18 protein-coding genes, 1 tRNA gene and 1 pseudogene are annotated in these 17,297 nt (G+C 66.9%); 14 read left to right on the forward strand and 6 right to left on the reverse strand.

What is annotated here, in order from left to right; translation table 11 throughout:
• Positions 1–12: 12 nt before the first annotated feature.
• From ON062_RS08440 to ON062_RS08450, 3 genes are read right to left on the reverse strand one after another with little or no spacing between them, the layout of a single operon-like run.
• Positions 13–390, reverse strand: a complete 378-nt coding sequence (locus tag ON062_RS08440; RefSeq protein WP_274646698.1) for an RNA-binding S4 domain-containing protein — start codon at positions 388–390, stop codon at positions 13–15.
• Between the two features lie 4 nt (positions 391–394).
• Positions 395–1,078, reverse strand: coding sequence for a lysoplasmalogenase (locus tag ON062_RS08445; protein WP_274646699.1), 684 nt, complete (start codon positions 1,076–1,078; stop codon positions 395–397).
• A complete protein-coding gene (locus ON062_RS08450; RefSeq protein ID WP_274646700.1) occupies positions 1,075–1,647 on the reverse strand; it encodes a GNAT family N-acetyltransferase in 573 nt (190 codons plus the stop codon). The genes ON062_RS08445 and ON062_RS08450 overlap by 4 nt, the downstream gene beginning before the upstream one ends.
• Positions 1,648–1,852: 205 nt before the next feature.
• Between ON062_RS08450 and ON062_RS08455 the strand changes: the two genes are divergently transcribed.
• Both ON062_RS08455 and ON062_RS13970 read left to right on the forward strand, forming a co-directional pair.
• A tRNA-Pro gene (locus tag ON062_RS08455) sits at positions 1,853–1,926 on the forward strand.
• 353 nt (positions 1,927–2,279) lie between these two features.
• Entirely contained in the window at positions 2,280–2,642 is a 363-nt protein-coding gene (locus tag ON062_RS13970) for a serine hydrolase (RefSeq protein ID WP_368859978.1), read from the forward strand.
• On the opposite strand, the gene ON062_RS08460 is transcribed toward ON062_RS13970, so the two are convergent.
• The gene (locus tag ON062_RS08460; RefSeq protein WP_274646701.1) at positions 2,533–3,177 is read right to left on the reverse strand and encodes a TetR/AcrR family transcriptional regulator; all 645 of its coding nucleotides are present in this window, start codon (positions 3,175–3,177) and stop codon (positions 2,533–2,535) included. The genes ON062_RS13970 and ON062_RS08460 overlap by 110 nt on opposite strands.
• Positions 3,178–3,336: 159 nt before the next feature.
• Between ON062_RS08460 and ON062_RS08465 the strand changes: the two genes are divergently transcribed.
• The 5 genes from ON062_RS08465 (at position 3,337) to ON062_RS08485 (ending at position 6,564) form a co-directional block, all read left to right on the forward strand.
• Positions 3,337–3,726 carry a cupin domain-containing protein gene (locus ON062_RS08465; RefSeq protein WP_274646702.1) on the forward strand — a complete coding sequence of 130 codons (390 nt, stop codon included), beginning with the start codon at positions 3,337–3,339 and terminating at the stop codon, positions 3,724–3,726.
• 97 nt (positions 3,727–3,823) lie between these two features.
• Positions 3,824–4,780 (forward strand): squalene cyclase, encoded by a 957-nt coding sequence (locus ON062_RS08470; RefSeq protein WP_274646703.1) that lies wholly within the window; start codon positions 3,824–3,826, stop codon positions 4,778–4,780.
• A 70-nt stretch (positions 4,781–4,850) separates the two neighbouring features.
• Positions 4,851–5,057 carry a hypothetical protein gene (locus ON062_RS08475; protein ID WP_274646704.1) on the forward strand — a complete coding sequence of 69 codons (207 nt, stop codon included), beginning with the start codon at positions 4,851–4,853 and terminating at the stop codon, positions 5,055–5,057.
• Positions 5,023–5,634 carry a CPBP family intramembrane glutamic endopeptidase gene (locus tag ON062_RS08480; protein ID WP_274646705.1) on the forward strand — a complete coding sequence of 204 codons (612 nt, stop codon included), beginning with the start codon at positions 5,023–5,025 and terminating at the stop codon, positions 5,632–5,634. Before ON062_RS08475 ends, ON062_RS08480 begins: the two co-directional genes overlap by 35 nt.
• Before the next feature lie 198 nt (positions 5,635–5,832).
• On the forward strand, positions 5,833–6,564 hold the full coding sequence (locus ON062_RS08485) for a LacI family DNA-binding transcriptional regulator (RefSeq protein WP_274646706.1): 732 nt from the start codon (positions 5,833–5,835) through the stop codon (positions 6,562–6,564).
• A gap of 334 nt (positions 6,565–6,898) precedes the next feature.
• Here ON062_RS08485 and ON062_RS08490 read toward each other — a convergent pair.
• Positions 6,899–7,417 (reverse strand): annotated as a pseudogene (locus tag ON062_RS08490) (aldo/keto reductase); the annotation flags it as partial.
• 115 nt (positions 7,418–7,532) lie between these two features.
• A complete protein-coding gene (locus ON062_RS08495) occupies positions 7,533–8,165 on the reverse strand; it encodes a TetR/AcrR family transcriptional regulator (RefSeq protein WP_274646707.1) in 633 nt (210 codons plus the stop codon).
• A gap of 159 nt (positions 8,166–8,324) precedes the next feature.
• On the opposite strand from ON062_RS08495, the gene ON062_RS08500 reads away from it, so the two are divergent.
• The 7 genes from ON062_RS08500 to ON062_RS08530 are packed head-to-tail and all read left to right on the forward strand — an operon-like array spanning position 8,325 to position 17,207.
• Positions 8,325–9,677 carry an MFS transporter gene (locus ON062_RS08500; RefSeq protein WP_274646708.1) on the forward strand — a complete coding sequence of 451 codons (1,353 nt, stop codon included), beginning with the start codon at positions 8,325–8,327 and terminating at the stop codon, positions 9,675–9,677.
• Between the two features lie 22 nt (positions 9,678–9,699).
• Positions 9,700–12,354, forward strand: a complete 2,655-nt coding sequence (locus tag ON062_RS08505) for a family 78 glycoside hydrolase catalytic domain (RefSeq protein ID WP_274646709.1) — start codon at positions 9,700–9,702, stop codon at positions 12,352–12,354.
• Positions 12,355–12,389: 35 nt separating this feature from the next.
• Positions 12,390–13,619: a glycoside hydrolase family 1 protein gene (locus tag ON062_RS08510; protein ID WP_274646710.1), complete on the forward strand. Its 1,230-nt coding sequence runs from the start codon at positions 12,390–12,392 to the stop codon at positions 13,617–13,619.
• Between the two features lie 4 nt (positions 13,620–13,623).
• A complete protein-coding gene (locus ON062_RS08515; protein ID WP_274646711.1) occupies positions 13,624–14,421 on the forward strand; it encodes an SDR family oxidoreductase in 798 nt (265 codons plus the stop codon).
• Positions 14,422–14,476: 55 nt separating this feature from the next.
• Positions 14,477–15,310 carry an SDR family NAD(P)-dependent oxidoreductase gene (locus tag ON062_RS08520; protein WP_274646712.1) on the forward strand — a complete coding sequence of 278 codons (834 nt, stop codon included), beginning with the start codon at positions 14,477–14,479 and terminating at the stop codon, positions 15,308–15,310.
• A 5-nt stretch (positions 15,311–15,315) separates the two neighbouring features.
• The gene (locus ON062_RS08525) at positions 15,316–16,182 is read left to right on the forward strand and encodes a sugar phosphate isomerase/epimerase (protein ID WP_274646713.1); all 867 of its coding nucleotides are present in this window, start codon (positions 15,316–15,318) and stop codon (positions 16,180–16,182) included.
• 44 nt (positions 16,183–16,226) lie between these two features.
• The gene (locus ON062_RS08530; protein ID WP_274646714.1) at positions 16,227–17,207 is read left to right on the forward strand and encodes a Gfo/Idh/MocA family protein; all 981 of its coding nucleotides are present in this window, start codon (positions 16,227–16,229) and stop codon (positions 17,205–17,207) included.
• Positions 17,208–17,297: the final 90 nt, after the last annotated feature.

Consider the following 17,297-nt stretch of genomic DNA (forward strand, 5'->3'; position numbering starts at 1 on the left):
AGTGGTCGGCGGTCAGTGGTCGGAGCGGCCGCGGAGTTTGTCGATGTCGCGGCGCTCGCGCTTGGTCGGCCGCCCGGCACCGCGGTCGCGGACGGGGACGAACGCGGTCAACTCACGAGGCGGCGGCGGGGGAGTGCGGTCGTCGACGGATGCTGCGACGAGCGCCGCGCCCACGCGCTTGGTGATGGGCTGCACGACAACGAGGATCCGGTCGAATCCGTTGATGCGGACGCGTAGTTCATCGCCCGGTCGCACAGCCTGGGCTGCCTTGGCCTTCTCGCCGTTGACGCGTACATGCCCAGCGCGGCATGCGGCGGTGGCGAGGGTGCGCGTCTTGTAGACGCGCACCGCCCACAACCATGCGTCGACGCGGGCAGTGGCATCCGTCATCCGTTCAGTTTTTCATATCGGCCGTGCCGCGGGAGCTGATCACCACCCCTGCGGCGATGAGGCCCTGACCGGCGCAATAGGTGAGCATGACGGCGGGGTCGGTCCAGTGCGGCATGGCGTCGGGAAGGAAGATGCGGAAGGCCAGGATCGAGTCGGATGTGAGGAAGAGCAGGCCGCCCCAGGCGGTCATCGGGTGGCAGCGTGTCGCGCTGGCGGCGGTGCCGACGAGGACGAGTCCGTAGACGGCGACGGCGATGGAGAGGGAACCCAGGTGCGGCCAGAGGGGGACGAGGAGCGCGCCCCACCAGAGCAGGTAGAGGGCCGACCACCCCGGCTGTGGGCGCAGTGCTGCGCGGCGCTGGAACAGCCAGATATAGACCAGGTGGGCGGCTCCGAAGAAGAGCAGCATCAGTGGCAGGGTGGGTGCGAAGGGGAAGAACAGGGCGGCCTCATCGCCGAGCCACGAGAAGAAGATCGCGAGCGTGAGCAGAGTGTGCGTGCGCGCCCAGCCGTGTGCTCGCGATGCCCACCAGACGCCGAAGGCGAGGGCGGGCATGAGGAGCAGTTTGGTGGGGGTGCTGACGGCGTCGCTGTCGAGGGCCCTCGCGAGGATGTGGACGAACGAGACGATGGCGAACGGAGCGAACGCCACGAGGAGTCGGGGCTTCACGGTCGTTGGGTGGCTCATGCGAGGCTCAGGTTGACGATGGCCCGGTGGGGAGCGGGGCGTGCGATCTCTGCGAAGCCGGCCGCCTCGAACGTCGAAAGAACTCCGGTGAACAGATTGTTGGCGGTGAGTTTCTTGCCGGCGTTCGGGTCGATCGGGTACGCCTCGATCACGCGCGCCCCGTTGTCGCGGGCGAACTCGATGGTGCTGGCGAGCAGGCGTGCGTTCAGGCCGGTGTTGCGATGTTCGCGGCGGACCACGAAGCAGGTCACGGCCCACACGGTGTCGTCTTCCCAGGGCGGGGTGGCGTCGTGGAATGCGCGTGTGCGGGAGAGTCGCTGTTGGGCTGTGCGGGGGCCGATGCGAACCCAGCCGGCGGGTTCGCCGTCGACGTAGGCGATGAGACCGGGAGTGGCGGATGCGACCTCGTGCGCAAAGATCGCGCGGCGTTCGTCTGCCGTCGTCGTGTTGAACTGCGTGTTGGTGAGCGTCCACCATTGGCACTGGCAGCTGCGCCCGTCCCCGCCGCCGTCGAGCGCGTGCTGGATATCGTCGAAGCGGTCGGCGCTGGCCGCGATGATGTCGATCATGGACGTGACGGTAGTCGTGGCATCCGACGCTCGCAACGCGTTCGCGCTGGTGGTTCGCGAGCACTCGCCGGAGCGGGTAGGATAGTCGAGTTGCCCGGATCTAGGTCCGGGCGGCGGGATGTGGCGCAGCTTGGTAGCGCACTTGACTGGGGGTCAAGGGGGTTTGCCCCCTCAGCGCCACCTCTACAACTAAATATTCACATCACGGGATGTGGCGCAGCTTGGTAGCGCACCTGACTGGGGGTCAGGGGGTCGCAGGTTCAAATCCTGTCATCCCGACGTAAAAGCCCTGGTGAGACTGCAAATCTCACCAGGGCTTTGTCATGTCCGGGCGTGGTCCCCCTCTGGTCCCCCCCGGTTGCTCGAAGCGTCGCGCTCGACCGCGATCGCGCCCCGGATCGGCTGCTCCCTGTGGATAAGGGGACCAAAAGGGGACCAGAAGCCGGATCGAGACCGGCTCCGGCCTGCCCGAGCAGTCACAGCCCGCGCTCCTGACGCCGCTTCGCCGCCGTCGACTTGGTCGTCGAACGGGACGACTTGCTGAGGAAGGCGTTGGCCTGCTCGGCGGCGGAGGCGAGGTGCCGGTCGCATCAGGCGCAAGTAGCGAATCCGCTGACGGATAGGAGGTAGTCATGCGTCCAGTCGTTCATGGCCGAGTAGCCACGGGCTACGAGCTGGTCTTGGAGAGATTCCGAGAGGTGATCGCCGACGGCACCGACTCGGCCGACTGTTGCGTCTATGTCGACAACGAACGCGTTGTCGACCTGCGCGCCGGGCGCAGTGCAGACAATGTGCAATGCATCTTCTCCGCGACCAAGGGTGCGGTGGCCGCCTGCGCGAACCTCCTCATCGAGCGCGGCGCTCTGGACCCCGATGCTCCCGTGACTATGGTGCTACGCCGGGCTGGACCGGGTAGATCGCCAGGAACGCCTCGACGGCTTGGGCGGCCCACTGGTCGATCTGCACGTCATCGGGGGAGTGATCCAAGCCGGTGAACATGGCACGGTTTACCGGATCAGCCATCAGCAACCAGTTGAATCGGGTGGCAGCGAGTGCGGGATCGTCCATCGCAACCTCGCCCGTGTTCGACCATCTGGTGAAGAGATCCTTCAGTACCTCGATGGTGCGCTCTGCGCCACGCTCGAAGAACGTTGCTGCGAGATCGGGGAACCGCTCGGCTTCCGCGATCACCGTTCGCCTCAGCCGCATCAACTCTGGCGTCAGCACGAGCCGGAGTTGAGCGCGACCGAGTGCGAGCAGGTCGCCGGCTAGATCGCCGGAGACCTGGAGACGGCTGACATGTTCGGCTACGGCATCGCCTGCTTCGTCAACCCTCGCCGAGAGAACGGCCACGAACAGCCCTCGCTTGTCACCGAAGACCCGATAGATGGACTGCTTCGAGACGCTCGCTCTCGCCACGATGCTGTCGATGCTGGCGGCGGCGAAGCCCTCGCTCAGGAACACCTCCTGAGCCGCCCGCACGATGTCGGCGTACCGGCGCGTCGGCCCCGAATCACTACCTGGACTCATGCCTGTATCGTAAGGTAACGTTCCGTACCGTACAACCGCGGACTTGGACGCTCATGGTGTGCCGGGGCCGACCCCGGTTGCGAAGAGAAGCGACGCGGAGCGAGGTGCGACGCAGAGCGGAGAGTGGACAGTGACCGAAAAGAGACGGCGAGGACTCCTGTGACTTCGGCCGAGGCCTCGGGCACGGCAGACGGTGTCCGTAACCTGCATGAGGCCCTCGCGGCGATCACCGAGCACTGGCAGCCGCATCGACTGACCAGCGTCAACGACTACGACGTCAAGGTGGTCAAACTGCAAGGCGAGTTCGTCTGGCACTCCCATCCCGACACCGACGAGTTGTTCCTCGTGGTGAGCGGCCAGCTCACGATCCAGCTCCGTGATCGCGACGTCATCCTGAACCCCAACGACGTCTTCGTCGTCCCGCGCGGAGTCGAGCACTGCCCGAAAGCGACCAAGGAGGCTCAGGTCGTCCTGTTCGAACCTGTGGGTACGACGAACACCGGCGATGCCGGCGGGGACATGACGACCGAGTTGCGGGAACTCGGTTAACGGACGCCGCAGCGAAGGATTGACGGATGAAGGGACCGGGACGGCGCGGTTATCTGCCGAGGACGTGGCCGGCGCTCGCACATGAACGGAGGAAGCGATGATCCGCGACAGCCTTGCCGACTGGCTCCTGGATTCGGACCCTGCACTGCGGTGGCAGGTCGAACGCGACCTCTTGGGCGCGCCCCAGGAGGTTTGGCGGGCGACCCGGGCGAGGGTCGCGACCCAGGGGTTCGGCGCAGACCTGCTGGCACGTCAGGACCCCGATGGGCAGTGGGCAGGTGGTGCGTTCTTCCCGGTCGGGTGGGACTGGGACGCCGATGAGCCGCAGCCCTGGACCGCCACCACCTGGGTACTCAAAGACCTACGCGAGTGGGGCCTTGACGCCGCAGCGCTGGGGGACACCGCGCAGAGGCTGGAGGCGAACGCGCGCTGGGAGTACGACGACCTGCCGTACTGGGGCGGTGAGGTGGACTGCTGCATCAACTCCTGGACCCTGTCCAACGGCCTATGGCTGGGGGTGGACGTCGACGGCATCGTCGCCTGGTTCCTGGAACACCAGCTCGACGACGGCGGCTGGAACTGCGAGTGGGTAGAAGGAGCGACCGTCTCCTCGTTCCACTCCACACTCAACGCCCTCATCGGGCTGCTGGACTATCAACTCGCCACCGGAGACGCCGACCGTGTCCGCGCGGCCCGCCGCGGCGGGGAGGAATACCTCCTCCGCAGGAACTTGTTCCGGAAGCTCTCGACCGGGGAACCCTTCAACGATTGGACGCTGAGCCTCGCGCATCCACGCCGCGCGTACTACAACGTTCTCGCCGCCGCTGACTACTTCCGTGCTGCCGCTCTTGCCGACGGCACATCACCAGACCGGCGTATGGCCGACGCGATCGAGCACATCCGTGCGCAACGACAGCCAGACGGGAGGTGGCTCCAGGGCCACCGGCTGCAAGGAAAGGTCTGGTTCCACATCGACGCTCCCACCGGCGAGCCGTCGAGATGGGTCACCCATCAAGCCATCCGCGTCCTCGAATGGTGGGACGCGCAAGGCTGACAGCATCCCACTGGCGCGGCACAAGTGGCTGTGATCCTTGAAGCTGTCGTGCCGGAGGGAATGGTGACGCGTGGGCGGGAGAGCGTCGACGTTGCGCACAGCGCTCCTGTTCATGGTGCTGCTCGTGGTCCTCAGCAGCGGATTCTGGCTAGCGGGCTTGGTGCTGGGTTCTCTCGAACCGGTCATCGGCGTCAATCTGCCGTTTTCGGCGGCTCCAAGCGGTAACGCCCACGATCGCGGCGGTGATCGCCGCGATCGCCGCGGGGCGATTGCTTGACCTACGACGACAGCTGAGCCTGCTGCCTCGACGGGCGTTGCCGTGGGCGCTGACGCTCGCGGTTCCCGTCGTGGCCGTTTTCCTTCCCGAAGTCGACGACTGGTCGGCACCAGGAGCGAACCCCTTCGCAGTGATGGCGCTGGCGGTCGTCTACCTCTTCGCCGCAGCCTGTGAGGAGATCGGCTGGACTGGCCTTCTGTTGCCGATGCTTGCCCGTCTCACCGATTTTCAGGCGGGACTAGTGATCGGGACACTGTGGGCAGGGTGGCACATCATCGGATACTCGCAGGCAGGCAATCCGCCGTCATGGATCGCGGGGCAATGCGTCTTCACGATCGCGTTCAGGGTGTTTCTTGTGCGGCTAGCGCGAGCCAGCGGAGGGGCGGTCTGGCTTGCGGTCTTGGGACACGCCGGCTACAACGTGTCGTGGTTCGTCATGTCCAGCGCGGTCGACGGATACGACCTTCGGGCCACCGCGCTCACGATGGCGACACTTACAGCGATCGTATTCGTCATCACACGTCGTGATGCCCGTGATAGGCGAGCGAAACCGGACGGCACCGACACGCGTGGATGAGGTCGCGACCCTGGAACGCCGTGAGTAGTCGTTGCGGACGACGAACACTGTGGGTCGTTTGTCGCGTGGACGTTGCGGTGTGGGCGTCGAAGATCTCAGCAGGCAGGTCGACCCCTCCACCGCCCGACAAACAGTGAGCCGGCGGCAGGTGCTCGTCGCCCTCGGCGTTCGGCTCGTGCACGAGGACTCCGGCGAAAGGTGATCCTGTCCGGGGTCCGTGCGAACTCGGCGCCAGGCTGGTCACCTGCCAGGTGCTCGTCGTGCCTCTCGTCTGTCACGAACGACCTGGTCAGTGTCGCTGCCGCTCCAAGCTCGACCACTCGTCTGAGCTACCAACCTGGCGCACTGCCGACCGTCGTCGTCGGCGACCCCAGCGTGGCGGGAGGGCTCACGTCGGTCTGGACCGACGACGCCTCGTCGGTGCGCTCCGCGCTGCGATATCTTGCTGAGCTCGGACACCGCAGGGTGGCGCGTGTCGCAGGCCTCGAAAGGCTCGCCCACACGGCGATCCGAGATGAAGCATTCCTCGCCGAGGCGAACCGGCTCGGCCTCGCCGGTGAACTGCTGCGCACCGACTACACCCCGCACCAGGGCGCTGACGTGACGCGCGCCGCACTGCAGTCCGCCGAACCTCCGACCGCATTCATCTACGACAACGACGTCATGGCTGTGGCAGGTCTCACCGTCGCCCACGAGCTGGGGCTTGAGGTCCCCACCGACGTGTCGATGATCGCGTGGGATGACTCGGTCCTGTGCGAGCACACGCTCCCGAGTCTGACCGCGCTGAGCCACGACGTCGTCGCCTTCGGCTCGCACGTCGCCAGGCGCCTGTTCGCGCTCATCGACGGCGCCGAGCCGGGGGCCTTCCTCGACTCGACGCCGTCACTTCGGGTTCGCGGATCGACGGGGCGGGTACTCGCGAGGGGGTGAGTACTTGCCCCGTCGCGATTGTAGAGAGACGACGCTCATCCGGCACCGTCCGGCCGGTGGTGCGAGGGCCGGCTGGATCACGTGAGTCGCGGGGGAGTGGGCCACCTTATTGCCACCTCATTCACCCGGAATCGATCCAAAGCAACCGGATACAATCGGAGAACTCGAACCGTCCGGTTCCCCGTCAACACAAGGGAACGCGAGGGTTCCCGAGACATCCGGTGAGACTCGGAAATCGCCCGAGCTCTCCAAGGGGTCGCAGGTTCAAATCCTGTCATCCCGACGGAAAAATCCCCGGTGAGAACGTAGAGATCTCACCGGGGATTCGTCGTCACCGGATCATCACCTGCGCCGGCGACTTGCCCTGGGCCGCGGCGATCGCGGTGATCGTCTCGTCCTGCATCACGCTACGCCGCTCGTCACCCCATGGCCCCCGGTAGAAGGTGATGCCCCCGATCGGCGACCACGCTTGGGTCAGGATGCCGAGATTGGCGTCCGTTTTCTGGGTCGCCGGCTGGGTGTTGTACGGGTGTAGTTCGATCTGGTTGACCGCGGGCACGATGGTCGCGGCATCCATCAATCTCTCGATCTGCTCGACGCCGAGCTTGCGTGAGGACTTCTCCTACGCGAGAAGAGTTTCTTCGCGGCCGTAGTCCGACACCCATACCTTCGTCTCGATGAACACGTCTTCGCGGGCGAGGCCGGATCGGCGGATGCCGACGCCCACTTCACGCTCGTTGCCGTAGGCTGCGGCGGTGTCGATATGCCGGTATCCGGCCCGGAGCGCTGTATCGACGGCAGCTGCCGTCTCATCGGGTGGACTTTGGAAGACGCCAAGCCCGAGGGTGGGCATGTGGACACCGTTGTTGAGGACTAGTTCGAGGCTCACTCCGCTCACGCTACGCCTGGTGGGGGAGGCGTGGGAGGCGCCCTCGGTACCCCTCTTGGGGCCCGCGGCGCTCCTCCGCCTACGGCCGCGCGATCGACCGCATGAAGGTCTCGAGCAGGGGGAGGACGTCCCGCGAGGGGTCGAGGAGTGCTTGGATGCGCAGGCCGTCCATCATCGCCAGGAGCAGGGTGACCTTGTCGTCGGCGGTCAGCGAGTCGCCGGTGCCGGCGATGCCGAGCGTGTCGGTCGAGAAGTGCTCCCGCATGCGCTCGCGGCGCGCGATGAAGAAGTCGTGTGCGGGATGCTCGGGGTTTGTCGCGGCGACCGTGATCGCCAACCAGTTGCGTTGACGTTCGGGGTGCGCGAACTCGTCTTTCAGCACGCTCGACAGCACGCGCTCGGCCGAGATGTCGGATGCCATGATCCGGCGGGCAAGCTCTTCGTCGTCTGCGTCACGAAGCGCGAGAGCGGCCAGCAGCAGATCATCCTTGCTGTCGAAGTGGCGCAACAGTGCCGCGTGAGTGACTTCCGCACGCGCAGCGATATCACGCAAGGACGCGCGCTCGTACCCGTGCTCGGCGAAGCTCGCCAGGGCCGCGCGCACGATCTGGGCGCGGCGCGCGGGGGTGGACGCATACGGCCCCCGGCGCCCCCGAGTGGGCTTATCCGTGGTGGTTGCCGCGTCCGGCGTCGCGCTCGGCGTGGTGGTCATGGGCGTCTCCTCGTCATCGAGTCTGCCAGCGTCTGGTGATGACTTGCCAATAGTAACCACTCCGGTTACTCTTTCCGAAAGATAACCACGTCGGTTACATTTACGTCGCCGATGCCGCTCCGCGTAGCCGCGGACCAGTCACCTGATGAAGGAGTCCCCGTGACGAAGACCCCCGACGCTGTGCCCTCGGGCGCGCAGCGAGTCGCCGAGGCCGAGCCCCTCACGGGCGTTCAGCCCGACAGTGCCGCACTCCTGGCACCGACCACGGGAGCCGAACCGACCGCCAAGATGAGCGGCGGATACATTTTCTGGCTGATGCTGGCGAGCTTCGGCGCCTCCATGGCGATGATGGTTCCGCTCTCGTACGGCATCGCCGTGCGCATCACCGAACTCGCGCCGGGGCGTGAAGAGGTTCTGGGCTACATCACCGGTACCGCGCAGTTGGTCTACTTGGTCATCAGCCCGCTCATCGGCATCTGGAGCGACCGCACCCGCTCGCGCTTCGGTCGCCGTTCGCCCTTCATTTACCTCGGCACGGCCATCGGGCTCATCGGCCTGGTTGTCATCGGACTCGCCCCCGATCTGCTGATCGTCGGGGCCGGCTGGATCCTCGGCATGTCGGGGTGGTCGATCGCCGGTGCGGCGATCCAGACCATCCAGGCCGACAAGCTGCCCGAGCAGCAGCGCGGGAAGGTCGCTGCCCTCACCGGCCTCATGACTCAGGTCGCTCCGGTGCTCGGAATTGGCGTCGCCTACGCCGTGTCGTCGAACACGATGCTCATCTTCATCGTTCCCGGCGTGATCGGTGCGCTGATGCTCGCACTCTTCCCGCTGATCAAGCCCGAGGGCAGCTCGAAAGACCTGCCCCGCACCGACACGGTCACGGTGAAGTCCGTGGTCACCAGCTACGGCTTCAACGTGCGCAAGTACCCGGACTTCGCCTGGAACTGGCTCGGCCGCTTCGTGTTCTTCATCGGCCTCTACTTCAACACCACGTTCGGCACCTTCTTCTACGCCCAGCGACTCGACCTGCCGGTGCGTGAAGTCGCCGGCATCGTGGCCACGGTCGGAATGGTGGGTGTGCTCGCCGCTGCCGGCGGTGCGATCCTGGGCGGCTTCCTGTCTGACAAGCTGCAGCGCCGTCGTCTGTTCGTGATGCTCGCCGCGCTGCTCTTCGTCGGTGGTGCGGTCGCCGAGGCCACCGCATGGTCGCTGCCGCAGATCATCGTTGGCGCGGTTCTCATGCAACTGGCCATCGCGGTGTTCGCCACCGTCGACCAGGCGATCATCTACGCGATCATTCCCGAGCGCGATCAGGCGGGTCGCTACATGGCGGTCACGCAGTTCGCGCAGAAGATCCCCAGCGCGATCGCGCCGCTGCTGGCCGGTGTCGTCATCACCATCGGCGCCGTCGGCGACGTGAAGAACTACACGCTGCTGTACCTGACGGGTGCGGTCTTCGCCCTCATCGGCGGACTCATCATCCTGCTCAAGGTCAAGTCCGTCCGCTGATCCCGACCGGAGAAACACCTTCATGTCGCACACCACTCCTTACGCACTCTCGGTCGACAGCGGCGGCGACGGCTTCGTCGTCACCGGCGACCGCCCGCGTCTGTCGTACATCAGCAGTGGCGGCCGCCACGTCATAGAGGCAATCATCGACGGCGGCACGCCGGTGACCGCAGAGGTCGACGGACACCGCATCATCGAATGGCCCTTCGCGCCGCTCGTCAGCGGCAACACCGTGCAGTGGCGGGTGCGACAGGCGGTGCCGGATGCCGCGTGGTCGGCGTCCGCTGCGTTCGAAGCAGGGCTGCTCGATGGCGATTGGACCGCCAAGTGGATCTCGCCGGCCGAGGGTGACGACGCCGGCTACGGTCTGCGCCCCGCGCACGTGCTCACCGGCACGTTCACCCTGCCGGCAGAAGCGGTCTCGGCGCGCCTGTACGCCACAGCACTCGGCGTGTACACGGCGAGTGTGAACGGACGCCGCGTCGGTGACGACGAACTCGCTCCGGGGACGACGTCATACGATCGCACGCTCTACGCGCAAGCGCACGACGTCACGTCGTTGCTGAGTATCGGCGCGAACCGCATCGAGATCGAGCTGTCGGACGGGTGGTACCGCGGACAGGTTGGCGCCTTCCGTCTGCCGGCCGGGTGGGGGACGACGATCGGTGTGCGCGCCGAGGTGCACGTGCGCCTCGCGGACGGCTCGACGACCGTGGTCAGTACGGACGGTGACTGGACCAGCGCAGCCTCGACCACGACCCGGGCAGATCTCATGGCCGGTCAAAGCGTCGACTTTTCGGCACCTCCCGCCCCGCCCACCCCGGTCCGCGTCGGGGTGGTCACAGACCCGCCCGCGATCTCGTGGTCGCCGGCACCACCGGTGCGCGTGATCGAATCGCGCTCGCCGGTGGCCGTGACCGAAATCAGCGACGGCGTCACCGTCGTGGACTTCGGGCAGAACGCGTCGGGATGGATTCGGGTGACCGATCTCGGTGAGCCGGGGACCCGCACCGTGATCGACTACGGCGAGTACGTCGACGCGTCGGGAGACCTGTCGACCTCGCACCTGGATTCGGTGCGCCCCGAGGGTCGCAAAGAGTTCGTCCAGCGTGACGAGGTGATCGCCGGCCCTGCGGGGGACGTTTTCGAACCGCGCCACACCGTGCACGGCTTCCAATACGCGCGCATCGCGCGCACCGGAACGCCGCTGGACGCGGCATCCCTCACCATGCAGGTCGTGCACACAGACCTCGAACGCACCGGCAGCTTCCACAGCAGCGACGCCGACCTCAACCGGCTGCACGAGGTCGCCGACTGGAGCTTCCGCGGCAACGCCGTTGACGTGCCGACGGACTGCCCGACGCGCGAGCGCCTGGCATGGACGGGCGACTACCAGGTGTTCGCCCCCACGGCGACCCGGCTGTACGACGTTCTCGGGTTCACTCGCAAGTGGTTGCGCTCGGTGCGCGATGACCAGCTCGACGACGGCCGCATCGCGAACTTCTCGCCTGACGGACGCCGCATCAAGCACAACCTTGACGACCAGTTCGCCATGATGACCGGGTCTTCGGGCTGGGGCGATGCGATCGTCGCGGTGCCGTGGGAGATGTACCTCTCCTACGGCGATCGCCTGGTTCTCGAGGAGAACTACGACGCGATGGTGCGCTGGGTGGAGTGGGCGCTCGAGAAGGCGCGCACCGAACGTCACCACGCTCGCGTGCAAGCCTCGCCCGAGCCGGAGCCGTTCGAGCAGTACCTGTGGGACGGCACCTTCCACTGGGGCGAGTGGACTGAGCCGAAGCAGCGCGATGCCGACGGCAACCGGATCGACCCGATCGCACACAACCCGATGGCCTGGTTCATGGCCGACAAGGGCGAGGTGGGCACGGCGTACCTGCACCGGTCGACGGCGACGCTCGCACGCATCGCAGAAGTGTTGGGCAAAGAGTCGGATGCCGCGACCTATGCCGCGACCGCGACGCGCATCTCGGGTGCGTGGCGTGAGGCGTACCTGCACGAAGACGGCACCACGGTCACCGATTCGCAGGCCGCGTACGTGCGCGCGCTGTCGTTCGGCCTGATTCCCGAGGCTCTCCGGCCTGCGGCTACCGCACGGCTCATCGAACTGATCGAGGAGGCCGGCATGCACCTGGGGACGGGCTTCCTCGCTACCGGCGATCTGTTGCCCGTGCTCGCCGACGCCGGTCGTGCCGACGTCGCCTACGCGCTCCTTGCGCAGCGATCGGCGCCGTCGTGGCTGTACATGCTCGACCGCGGTGCGACCACGATCTGGGAGGACTGGGAAGGCATCGACGAGCAGGGTGTCGCCCACGACTCGCTCAACCACTACAGCAAGGGCGCCGTCATCCGGTTCCTGCACACCCACACCCTGGGCCTGCGTCAGGACGCCGACTCGATCGCGTGGGAGAAAGTCGTGATCGCCCCCGTACCCGCACCGGGGATGACCTGGGCGCGCGGCACGCACGCGGGCCCGCAGGGCGAGATCGCCGTTGAGTGGCGCATCGACGGTGACAGCATCCGCATCACCGCCGACATCCCCGCGGGCACGACCGCGCGCGTGATCTTCCCCGACGGAACCGAACACCAGGCCCTGCCGGGCCGATTCGACCGCAGCGCCGGGCTTCCGGCATCCGACCCCACCGTCATCGCACGGTGACCGACACCCACACCGACGTGATCAAGGAGTATGACATGACCGCTTTTCCCGATGGCTTCCTCTGGGGTGCCGCAACCGCCGGGCACCAGATCGAGGGCAACAACGTCAACAGCGACTGGTGGGCGCGCGAGCAGATGATGCCCGGGATGGAGCTGTCCGGCGACGCCGTCGACAGCTACCACCGGTATCGCGAAGACATCCAGCTGCTCGCCGATGCGGGCCTCACCTCGTACCGGTTCAGCCTGGAGTGGTCGCGCATCGAGCCGGTGCGCGGGTACTTCTCGAAGGCTGAGCTCGCGCACTACCGCCGCATGATCGAGTTCTGCCTCGACAACGGCGTGACCCCGGTCGTGACGCTCCAGCACTTCACGACCCCGCAGTGGTTCGCGGCACTCGGCGGCTGGGACGGCCCCGAGGCGCAGGAGCTCTTCTGCGCGTTCGTCGAACAGGCGTGCACGATCCTCGACGGAGTCGAGTGGGTCGTCACGATGAACGAGCCCAACATGCAGGCCGCCATCATGACGGCGATGCGTCACCTTGCGGCATCCGGCGGCGACTGGACGAGCCCCACGGTCGAGGCCGAGGGCGACGACGAGAAGAAGCAGACGCACAGCGAGTTCCTCACCTACGCCGACCCCGAGATCGGGCGCATGTTCACCCGCATCCACCACGCGGCACGCGAGATCGTGCGCGCACGCACTGGCGCGAAGGTCGGCTGGACGATCGCCGCCGGCGCCTTGACCGCGGCCCCCGGGGGCGAGGAGAAGCTGCTCCAGATTCGTCACGGCAAGGAAGACGTGTACTGGGAAGGCAGCCGCGGCGACGACTTCGTCGGTGTGCAGGCCTACAGTTCGCAGGAGGTCGACGCGAACGGGCTCGTCCCGCACCCGCCGCACCCCGACAACACGCTCGTGGGCACCGCTTTCCGCCCCGACTCGCTCGCGATGGCCGTGCGCCACGCGTGGGAGGTCAGCGAGCACACGCCGATCATGATCACCGAGAACGGCATCGCCACGGCAGACGACGCCCAGCGCGTCCGCTACACCCGTGAAGCGCTCGAAGGACTGCTCGGCACCATCGCCGACGGGATCGACGTGCGCGGCTACCTGCACTGGTCGCTGCTCGACAACTTCGAGTGGGGCCACTGGGAGCCCACGTTCGGCCTCATCGCCGTCGACCGCGACACGTTCGTACGCACCCCGAAGCCGAGCCTCGGCTGGCTCGGCGAGGTCGCCAAGCGCAACGCTCTGTCGACGGAGAGCTGAACCGATGAACATCGCAGGCAAGACGTTCGTCGTCACCGGGGCTGGTAACGGCATCGGTCGCGAAGTGACGCTCCAGCTCCTCGGTGCGGGCGCATCCGTCGCCGGTGTCGACCTCAACGCCGAAGGGCTCGAGAAGACGGCGGCGCTCGCCGCAGCGGGGGAGCGGTTCTCGGCTCACACGGTGAACATCACCGATCGGGATGCCGTGGAGGCACTTCCTTCGGCCGTTGCCGAAGCCCACGGCCCGGCGGACGGCGTCATCAACGTCGCCGGTGTCATCCAGAAGTTCGTGAAGGTCGACGATTTGCCTTACTCGGAGATCGAGAAGGTCATGAACGTGAACTTCTGGGGAACCATGAACATGGTCAAGTCGTTCCTCCCGGTGCTCACCTCGCGCCCGGAAGCGGCCCTGGTAAACGTGGCCAGCATGGGTGCGTACGCGCCCGTGCCCGGGCAAGCCGTTTACGGGGCGTCGAAGGCCGCCGTGAAGGTGCTCACCGAGGCGCTCTATGCGGAACTGCTCGACACGTCGGTCGCGGTCACGATCATCTTCCCGGGCGCGATCGGCACCGACATCGCCGCGAACTCGGGTGTCGCTCTGTCGGGTGGGTCGCAAGACGCCCCGGCATACAAGACCACCCCGCCGTCTACCGCGGCGGCCGTGATCGTCGACGCCGTGATCAAGGGCAAGTACCGCGCCACGATCGGCAGCGACGCGGCGGCGATGGACAAGCTGTCGCGCCTCAGCCCGAAGCGCGCGACGACGCTCATCGCCAAGCAGATGGGTGCGCTGCTCAACTGAGCGCCGCTGCCCTCACCCCCCACTTCGCTGATTGTCAGCACGCAAAGGAGCACACATGTCTTTCCCGTTCGCCGATGTCTCGGACCGCCCGCTCTCTGACCTTCTCTCGCTCGCGGGGCGCCGCGCGGTCGTCACCGGCGCCGCCCAGGGCCTCGGCAAGGCCATCGCCGCACGTCTCGCCGAAGCCGGCGCCGACCTTCTTCTCATCGATCTCAACGAGGATGCCGCCGGCGCGGCAGCCACGGAGCTCGCTGACCGCTACGGTGTTCGCGTCGTGAGCACCCAGGCCGATGTGGCGGATGCGGCATCCGTCGCTGCTGCGGCTGACTTCGCGGTCGCCGAACTCGGCGGGATCGACGTGTGGGTCAACAACGCCGGAATCTTCCCCAACGCACCCGTGACGATGATGCCCGACGAGATGTGGGACGCGACGTTCGCGGTCAACGCGCGAGGGGTGTTCCTCGGCGCACGGGAGGCCGCGAAGCGCATGTCGCCCGAGGGGCCGGGTGGCGTCATCGTGAACATCATCTCGACCGCGGGCGTGCAGGTCGCGTTCCCGGGTATGGCCGCCTACGTCGGGTCGAAGCATGCGGCGCTCGGAATGACGAAGTCGCTTGCCGTTGACCTCGCTCCGCTGGGCATTCGGGTGCTCGGCGTTGCACCCAGCTTCGTGCCGACCGAGGGCAACCTGGCTGCGGCCAAGGCGGGCGCCGAGGCTGCGGCCGCGGCGGGGATCGAGATGCCCCCGCTCGAGGTGATGAACAAGAGCATGATCGGACGCATGGGCACCCCCGACGACATCGCCCGAGTCGTGCTGTTCGCCGCCAGCGACCTGTCGATGATCATGACGGGCAGCACGCTCATGGCTGACGCCGGCGAGACTCTCTGACCGCAATGCCTGCCACCCACCGGCCGCTGCGCGCGATCCAGCAGATTCAGATCGGGCGGGTCGCATCCTCCGAAGACCAGGCACGCGAAACCCTCGCGCGCCTGGTTTCGGCGGGGTTCGAGGGGATAGAGCTCAACGGCTTCATGACCCGGCCGACGCCGCTGTTCGTGCGCGCCCTCACGAAGGTCGCAGGGATGCCGGTGGGCGGCGGCGGACGACTGGATTGGCCGCGCCTGGTGCGCGGCTCGGGCTTGTCGGTCGTTGCGCTCCACGAAGACCTCGGGACCATCGAGCGAGAGCCGGCCGCCGTCGTGGCGCGGGCCGTCGAGTACGGCACCCGCAACATCGTTGTCACCGGCATGTACCGCTTTGACTACTCGGACGAAACGGCCGTCGACGCCCTCGCCCAGCGACTGAACGCTGCCGGCCGAAACCTCGCCGGTGACGGCATCCGTCTGAGTTATCACAACCACACCGCCGAGTTCCGGCGGCTGGCTTCCGGTGGCACCGCGTTTGCCAGGCTCGCAGAGCGAACGGATGCCGAGGCCGTGGCGTTCGAACTCGATTGCTTTTGGGCCGTCACCGCTGGCGCCGATCCGTTGGCTTTGCTCGACCGCCTCGGCGAGCGCGTGCGTCTTCTCCACCTGACCGATCGCGGATCGCGGCTTGCCGGGGCGACGATGACGCCCATCGTGAAGGTCGACAGTGTCGAGCTCGGCAGCGGGAACATGCCCATCGACGAGATCATCCAGCGCGCGACAGCCCTGCGTGTGGAAGCAGTGATCCTCGAAACCCACAAGAACTGGATCGGCGGCTCGCCGCTGCGCAGTGCTGAGCTCAGCGCCGAGGTACTGCGGCGCACGTTGCCGTGATCTTTGAGTGCCCGACGCTACGTATCTGAACGAAAGGAGCAACGATGCTCGCATGGGGAATCATCGGCACAGGAGATATCTCGGAGCGGGTGATCGCAGATCTCACCGGGCTGCCGGGGGTGCGGATCACCGCGGTGTGGGGGAGGACCGCCGAACGCGCAGACGAATTTGCGCGGTCGCACGGAATCCCGTTCGCGACGGCGTCGCGCGACGAGCTTCTCGCGCGCGCAGACGTCGACGTGGTCTACATCGCCACGCCAGCGCACACGCACGCCGACATCGCCATCGAGGCGCTCGCGGCCGGCAAACACGTGCTCATCGAGAAGCCGATCGCCACGAGTGCGGATGATGCGGCGCGTGTGTACGCGGCGGCAACGGCGGCAGGCCGTTTCGCAATGGAGGCGATGTGGATGCGGTTCAACCCGCTCCATGTCGAGGTCCTCGACCGCATTCGCGACGGAGCGCTCGGCGAGATCAGCAGCGTCCGTGCAAGCTTCGGGACGCCCTTTCAGGCGCGCGGTCGAGTCCTCACGCCGGCGCAGAGCGGAAGCATCCTGCGCGATCGCGGGATCTATCCGGTGACATTCGCGCATTGGTTCCTCGGCGCCCCGGAGTCGATCGTGGCGACGGGGGTCTTCGATGAGGGCGTCGACATCGACGGGCACACCACGACGGAGCACGGCGCGGCATTCGCGCAGCTCGCGTGGTCGGGCATCCGATTCCTCGATCTCACCGCGACGGTCAGCGGGGAGTACGGCTGGATCACGATCGACCCCATGTTCTGGGCCGGGTCCCGCGCCCGCGTGCACGCGGGCTCGGTGCAGAAGATCTTCGGCTCACCCGAGATGGTCGAGCACCCCCGGGAGGGGAACGGGTACGGGCCGATCCTTGCCGCAGTCACCGAGGCAATCGGCCGCGGTGAACTCGAGCACCCATGGCACACGCACGCCGAATCCCTCGCCATCACCCGCACTCTCGACGCGGTGCTGGCGACGATGACCGCCACAGCCAGAAGTGTGCGGTAGGCGCGATGCGCGCCGAAACGGTGCTGTTCGTGGCCATTCGGTTCTATTCGAGCGTCGATTCGTCGACTTAGCATTGCCGACGTCTCAGGT

Source organism: Microbacterium sp. C7(2022) (assembly GCF_028823665.1).
Taxonomy (GTDB): Bacteria; Actinomycetota; Actinomycetes; order Actinomycetales; family Microbacteriaceae; genus Microbacterium.